The sequence below is a fragment of the Streptomyces sp. NPDC058663 genome, assembly GCF_042716745.1.
Lineage (GTDB): Bacteria > Actinomycetota > Actinomycetes > Streptomycetales > Streptomycetaceae > Streptomyces.
The window spans coordinates 41,371-47,689 of the sequence record NZ_JBHXRV010000058.1 but is presented as its reverse complement, the minus strand read 5'-3'; the positions used below and the strand labels follow the sequence as shown (position 1 = coordinate 47,689).

Sequence of the window (6,319 nt, the reverse complement as noted above, 5' to 3'; positions counted from 1 at the left end):
TGTCGGTGCGTCAAAAATGGACTCCCGATCAAATGGACCCTCCTGACGCACCCCCAACCCACCCCCCCCCCCTACCCCCCCCCCCCCCCCCCCCTGTGGGCGGGCCCCGGCGCCGGCCCCCCCCCTCCCGGGCGACCGCGCCGGGGGCACGCCGAAGGGCCCGGCGGCACGGGGGTGCCGACGGGCCCTTCGGGCGGTCGTACGGGTGTGAGCCGCTGGTTACAGCTGGCCGGAGGAGGCGATGGTGATCTTCGCCGAGGTGCGGCCGCTCTGCGAGCCGAGCGCTTCGATCTTCTTGACGAGCGCCATGCTCTCCTCGTCGGCGACCTCGCCGAACACGACGTGCTTGCCGTCCAGCCAGGACGTCACGATCGTCGTGATGAAGAACTGCGAGCCGTTGGTGTTCTTGCCCGCGTTGGCCATCGAGAGCAGGCCCGGCTTGGTGTGCTTGAGCTGGAAGTTCTCGTCGGCGAACTTCTCGCCGTAGATGCTCTTGCCGCCGGTGCCGTCGCCGCGCGTGAAGTCGCCGCCCTGGAGCATGAAGTCCGGGATGACGCGGTGGAAGCCGGAGCCGGCGTAGCCGAAGCCCTGCTCGCCCGTGCACAGGGCGCGGAAGTTCTCGGCCGTCTTGGGGACGACGTCCTCGAAGAGGTTGAAGGTGATGCGGCCCGCGGGCGCGTCGTTGATGGTGATGTCGAAGTACGTCTGGATTGCCATGAGGGCAATCCTGGCATCTTTCCGGTGGTGACGACGACCCGGGGCCCGTCTGTGCAGGTCGGATCGGGGAGGCTGGCGGCGGACGATCATTGCGGGGATGATGGGGGCGGAGACCGGGGCGGGGATCGGGCGAGTCGGAGGAAGCATGGCGCACGGGGGCGGGAAGGGCGGCGGGGAGCTGCCGTCGACGGAGGCGGCCGTCGTCGCGATCCGCGAGCTCGCCCGGGAGTACGGGCGCGAGGTGACGGTCTCCGAGGACATCGGCACGGACCGGGTCACCCGGCGCACCGACGCCGGGGTCTTCGCCACGACCGACGCGGGCGGCGCCCTGCCGCACGACGCGTACGTGGAGCTGGCCGGCTCGCCGGAGGTGAGCGTCCAGCTGTACGCGGACGGCGACGCGAAGTTCGTCGTCGACGGGGTCGAAGTGCCGGACGTGCCACGGGACTTGGTGCCCGAGTTCCTGCGCGCGGTCTACGGCGGCCTGGCCCACGTCAGGGGCCGCTTCTTCCCACCGGGCTACTGGCTGATCGTGCCGCTGCCCGGCGACACGACGTACAAGGAGCTGGTCCCCGGGTCCGTGCTGACCCCCTGGCTGTCGGGCCGGCTGCGCTGAGACCGTACCGCGAGGTGCCAACCCGCCTCACTCCGAGGGAGTCGAGGCGAGTCAGCGGCAGTTGGGGCCGGTCCAGTCCGGGTCGTCCCGGGCCGTCGGCAGGGGCCGGTACCCCTCGGAGTAGTGGTTGGTCCATCCGCAGACACCGCACGCGTACCGCCCGTCGAGCCCCGCTATCTCGGTGCCGCAGCGACGGCAGTTGGTGTACGTGATCTCCGGTGCGGCGGGCGTGCGTGGGCTCATGATCCGAGCAGTATGCGGGGTGCGGGGCCACGTGGGCGAGTGGTGTGCGCGGTGTGTGCGAGGTGTGGAGCCCGTGCGCTGCGCGAGGCTCCGTACGGGGCGGCGTACGGGGATCCCCATCCCCACGCCTGGTGCATCGCGTCGGCGAAGGCCGCGGCCAGCTTGTGCTCGCCGCTCGGGCCGGGGTGCGTGCCGTCGTAGGTGTCCGTGTGGATGTCGTACGCGGGGTGGGGCGAGGCCAGCAGAATCGGGGAGCCGGGTGCGTCCCGGTCGGCGACCGTCTTGGCGAGGAGCTCGTTGAAGCGGGTGCACTCCGCGGCGAAGGGGGCGTCCCGCTCGGCACGGACGTTGGGTATCACCGGGTGCACGACCAGCGCGATGTGCGGGTCGGCGGCGCGGGCCTCGGAGAGGAAGAGGCCCAGGTTCTCGGCGGTCTGCTCGGCGTTGGTGTAGAAACCGAGGTCGATCAGGCCGAGGGAGACCAGCAGGGTGTTGGCGCCGGACATCTCGACGGCGCGCCGGATCGCGGGAGCCATGTGCAGCCAGCCCTCGCCCCAGCCCGCGAGGTGGCGGCGGGCGGCGGCCGGGAAGTCGTCGGCGCCGTACGCGTGGGAGGAGGGTTCGCCGGTCGCCGGGTCGTACAGGGCGGTGCGGGGGCCGACGATCTCGTACGGTTCCCCGGTCGCCGCGCCCGCCTCCAGGTGCTGCCACATGCGGTAGCGCCAGGTGAAGTCGCCGGGGCAGCCGATGGTCATGGAGTCACCGACGAAGAGGAAGCTGCGCATCCGATCATCATCGGGGATGCGCCGCGGGACCCGCACCGTGATGCTGAACACTTGGGGGCATGCGCTCTTCCCGTACGTGTGTCGTCGTGGCCGCCGCCCTGGGGGCCGTGCTCGTGTCCGGCCCCGCCGCCCCCGCAGCCGAAGGGGACGAAGCCGGTGGCTTCACCCTCAAGGACCCCCGGATCAAGGAGTCCAGCGGCCTCGCGGCCAGCCGGGCCCACCCCGGCGTGTACTGGACGAACAACGACCAGGACGGCCCCTACGTCTACGCCGTGGACTCCAGGAGCGGCGAGACCGTCGCGAGGATCACCATGCGGGGAGTGGGCACACCGCGGGACATGGAGGCGATCTCGGTCGGCCCCGACGGCAACGTCTACGTCGGCGACATCGGGGACAACCTCGGCGGGACCTGGGACCACGTCTGGATCTACACGTTCCCCGAGCCGAAGGAGCTGAAGGACCAGAGCGTACGGACCACGCAGTACGACGTGAAGTACGAGGGCGGGGCGCGCAACGCGGAGGCACTGATGGTGCACCCCGGGACCGGCCGGGTCTACATCGGCAGCAAGCAGGAGGAGGGCGCGGGCCTCTACGAGGGTCCCGCGCGGCTCACCACCGGGCGGACGAACCTCTTCCGGAAGATCCACGACATCTCGTGGGTGACGGACGGGGCGTTCTCGCCGGACGGCAGACAGCTCGTCCTGCGCTCCTACCTGAGCGCGGAGAGCTACTCGTGGCCGGAGATGAAGGAGCGGGAGGCGCCGGAGATCGGCTATCAGGGGCAGTCGGAGTCGGTGACCTTCACGCCGGACGGCCGGACGATGCTGTTCGGGGCCGAGGGCGAGCAGAGCAGGGTGACGGCGCGGCCCGTGGCGGGCGCGCCGGAAGGGGGCGGCGAGGCGGCCGACGGCGGGTCCCCGGGGGCGTCCACCGGGCCCGGGGGCGGGGCCGCAGGGTCCCCCTCGGGCGGGGCCGGGGCGTCGGACGACAGCGGGCTGACGGGGAAGGGCGTGCTGGTGCTGGGCGTGGTGGGGGTGCTGGCAGTGGCCTGGTTCGGGCTCCGGAAGAAGCGGTAGGCGGGGGCGGGGGCGGGCTTCGCACGTGGCGCCCCCGCCTCCGCGCCGCCCGGTACGGCGACGTCCCCCGCTCCCTCCGGTACGGCGACGTCCCCCGCTCCCTCCGGTACGGCGACGTCCCCCGCTCCCTCCGGTACGGCGACGTCCCCCGCTCCGTCCCGCACGGCTACCTACTCCTGCCGTGCCTCGCGCTCCGCGACCAGTACCGCGAAGCCGGCGGTCAGCCGCTCCAGGCCGAACGCGAAGTGGTCGAAGGCCGCGTCGAAGGTGTCCGCGGACAGCGCCGCCATCACCGGGTAGTCCCCGCTCATCATCGCCCTCTCCAGATAGGGCTGCTGGCCCCTCCAGAAGGCGTCCTGGTCCAGGCCCGTCTCCTCCACCGCCTCCGCCACCTCGGCCTCCATCCGTGCGATGCCGGTCGCGAAGCTCTGCACCGCGATGATGACCGAGAGCAGTTCCGGGTCGGAGAAGCCGGTCATGCCGCGCAGGCCCTTCAGCGACAGTTCCAGGCTGCGCAGGGTGCGCGGGCCGAGCAGGGCCCGGCTCTGGTTGACCTTGAGCAGCCACGGATGGCGGCGGTGCAGATCGAGCGTGCCGTGGGCGAGGGCGGCGAGCGCCTCGCGCCAGCCGGGCTGCTCGGCGGGGTTGTGCGACTCGGCCGTCTCGCCCTGGACGCGGTCCAGCATCAGGTCCAGGAGCTCCGTCTTGCCGGGGACGTACCGGTAGAGGGACATCGTTCCGGTGCCGAGTTCACCGGCGAGGCGGCGCATCGAGAGGGTGTCGAGCCCCTCCGTGTCGGCGACCTTGACCGCCGCGTCCACGATCGTCTCCAGCGAAAGCCCCCGCTTGGGGCCCCGCGCGGGGCGCTCACCGGTGCCCCAGAGGAGTTCGAGGCTGGGCCGCATCGCCCCCTGCCGGGCCCGGGTCACGTCGTCCGGCACGTTCCCCGACGCCTGGTCCGTGCCGTCCGTGTCCTTCGTGTCACTCATGGGGCCACCCTATTTCTCGAGAACTGGGTACGCTGTACTCGATTTAGGGTACGGTGTACTCAGTTCGACGGGAAGGGGAACGTCATGAACGACATCGGCGCATACGCCGTCCGTGCCGAGGGCCTGCGCAAGACCTACGGCGAGAAGAACGCCCTCGACGGCTTCGACCTGCTGGTCGCCCGGGGCACGGTGCACGGTCTGCTCGGGCCGAACGGGGCGGGCAAGACCACCGCCGTGCGGGCGCTGGCGACGCTGCTGCGGCTGGACGGCGGCAGGGCGGAGGTCGCCGGGCTCGACGTCACACGGAACGCCCGCGCGGTGCGCGGCAGGATCGGTCTCACGGGTCAGTACGCGGCCGTGGACGAGGTACTGAGCGGCCGGCAGAACCTGGAGATGTTCGGCCGGCTGTTCCACCTCGGGGCGAAGCGGGCCCGGGTGCGGGCCGGCGAACTCCTCGAACAGTTCGACCTCACCGAAGCGGCGGCCGTCAGCGTGGGCGGGTACAGCGGCGGCATGCGGCGGCGGCTCGACCTCGCCGCTTCGATGATCCTCGCCCCGGACGTGCTCTTCCTGGACGAGCCGACGACCGGGCTCGACCCACGGGGCCGCGGCGAGGTGTGGGACGCCGTACGGAGCCTGGTGGCGCGCGGCACCACCGTCGTACTGACCACGCAGTACCTGGAGGAGGCCGACAGGCTGGCCTCGCGGATCACCGTGATCGACCAGGGGCGGGCCATCGCCGACGACACCCCGGACGGGCTGAAGAATCGTGTCGGCGGCGACCGCATCGAGGTCGTCGCGGAGGACGCCGCAGATCTCCCGGCCGTACGCAGAATCGTCGCCGCGGTGTCCGAAGGGGAGCCGGAGAGCGATGAGTTGGCGCGCCGGGTGCACGCCCGGGTGACGGATCGCGTGGCCGCCCTGACGGAAGTGGCGCGCACGCTCCAGGACAAGGGGGTCGCCGTGGAGGACATCGGCCTGCGCAGACCGAGCCTGGACGACGTGTTCATGAGCCTGACCGGACACCGTACGGAAATCGAGGAGGTCGCGGCATGAGCGTTGTGGAAGTGGCGGAAGGGAACGCGGGAAGCGGGGCCCCGGTCGGCCGGCTGGGCTGGGCGGTGTCCGACGGCTGGAACGTCGCCCGCCGCAGCCTCACCCACTATCAGCGGCAACCCTCCGCCGTCCTGTGGCAGTTGGGCTTCCCGATCGTCTCCGTGCTGATGTACGGCTTCGTCTTCGGGGCGGCGATGGTGGTGCCCGGCGGGGGCGACTACCTGGACTTCCTGATGCCGGGGATGTTCGTCTCGACGATGGCCTTCGGGTTCATGGGCACGACCATGGTCATGGTGAACGACGCCTCGAAGGGGGTCATCGACCGGTTCAGGTCGATGCCGATGGCGCCTTCGGCCGTCGCGACGGGGCGCGGAATCGCCGATCTGGTCATCGCCTGCGCCGAGTTGGCGATCCTGGCGGCCACGGCGCTGGCCATCGGGTGGCGGGCCGGCGGGAGCTTCACCGAAACCCTGGCGGGCTTCGCGCTGCTCCTGCTGCTGCGGTTCAGCCTGATCTGGGTGGGGGTGTGGCTCGGGCTGCTGATCCCCACGCCGGAGGGGGCGGGCGGGCTGTACGCGGTGGCGTTCCCGCTGACGATGATCTCGTCGATCTTCGTGGCGCCCTCGCTGATGCCGGACTGGCTGGGCGTCGTCGCGGCCTGGAACCCGGTGTCCTCGACGGCGACCGCGATCCGCGAACTCTTCGGCAACCCGGTTGCGGGCGGCGGGAGTTGGGTGGAGTCGAACGCGATACTCATGGCGGTGGTGTGGCCGCTGATCCTGACGGCGGTGTTCCTGCCGCTGGCGGTGCGGAGGTTCCAGCGGCTGAGCAGGTAGA

General features: G+C 71.5%; 8 protein-coding genes. 4 read left to right on the top strand and 4 right to left on the bottom strand.

All coding sequences use genetic code 11. The annotated features are described in order from the left end of the window. Positions 1-219: 219 nt before the first annotated feature. Positions 220-717: a peptidylprolyl isomerase gene (locus tag ACFWVV_RS32435; protein WP_384342263.1), complete on the bottom strand. Its 498-nt coding sequence runs from the start codon at positions 715-717 to the stop codon at positions 220-222. 145 nt (positions 718-862) lie between these two features. On the opposite strand from ACFWVV_RS32435, the gene ACFWVV_RS32430 reads away from it, so the two are divergent. Further along, positions 863-1,333, top strand: coding sequence for a hypothetical protein (locus ACFWVV_RS32430; protein ID WP_384342265.1), 471 nt, complete (start codon positions 863-865; stop codon positions 1,331-1,333). A gap of 51 nt (positions 1,334-1,384) precedes the next feature. On the opposite strand, the gene ACFWVV_RS32425 is transcribed toward ACFWVV_RS32430, so the two are convergent. Both ACFWVV_RS32425 and ACFWVV_RS32420 read right to left on the bottom strand, forming a co-directional pair. After that, positions 1,385-1,576, bottom strand: coding sequence for a hypothetical protein (locus ACFWVV_RS32425; protein WP_384342267.1), 192 nt, complete (start codon positions 1,574-1,576; stop codon positions 1,385-1,387). Next, positions 1,573-2,361 carry a GDSL-type esterase/lipase family protein gene (locus ACFWVV_RS32420; protein ID WP_384342269.1) on the bottom strand — a complete coding sequence of 263 codons (789 nt, stop codon included), beginning with the start codon at positions 2,359-2,361 and terminating at the stop codon, positions 1,573-1,575. Before ACFWVV_RS32420 ends, ACFWVV_RS32425 begins: the two co-directional genes overlap by 4 nt. A 59-nt stretch (positions 2,362-2,420) precedes the next feature. On the opposite strand from ACFWVV_RS32420, the gene ACFWVV_RS32415 reads away from it, so the two are divergent. Continuing rightward, on the top strand, positions 2,421-3,437 hold the full coding sequence (locus ACFWVV_RS32415; RefSeq protein ID WP_384342271.1) for a WD40 repeat domain-containing protein: 1,017 nt from the start codon (positions 2,421-2,423) through the stop codon (positions 3,435-3,437). 170 nt (positions 3,438-3,607) lie between these two features. On the opposite strand, the gene ACFWVV_RS32410 is transcribed toward ACFWVV_RS32415, so the two are convergent. Then, the gene (locus ACFWVV_RS32410) at positions 3,608-4,426 is read right to left on the bottom strand and encodes a TetR/AcrR family transcriptional regulator (protein ID WP_384342273.1); all 819 of its coding nucleotides are present in this window, start codon (positions 4,424-4,426) and stop codon (positions 3,608-3,610) included. A gap of 84 nt (positions 4,427-4,510) precedes the next feature. Between ACFWVV_RS32410 and ACFWVV_RS32405 the strand changes: the two genes are divergently transcribed. Together ACFWVV_RS32405 and ACFWVV_RS32400 are read left to right on the top strand one after the other, a co-directional pair. Continuing rightward, positions 4,511-5,482, top strand: a complete 972-nt coding sequence (locus ACFWVV_RS32405; protein ID WP_384342275.1) for an ATP-binding cassette domain-containing protein — start codon at positions 4,511-4,513, stop codon at positions 5,480-5,482. Beyond that, entirely contained in the window at positions 5,479-6,318 is an 840-nt protein-coding gene (locus ACFWVV_RS32400; protein WP_384342276.1) for an ABC transporter permease, read from the top strand. The genes ACFWVV_RS32405 and ACFWVV_RS32400 overlap by 4 nt, the downstream gene beginning before the upstream one ends. The last annotated feature ends 1 nt before the right edge of the window (position 6,319 follow it).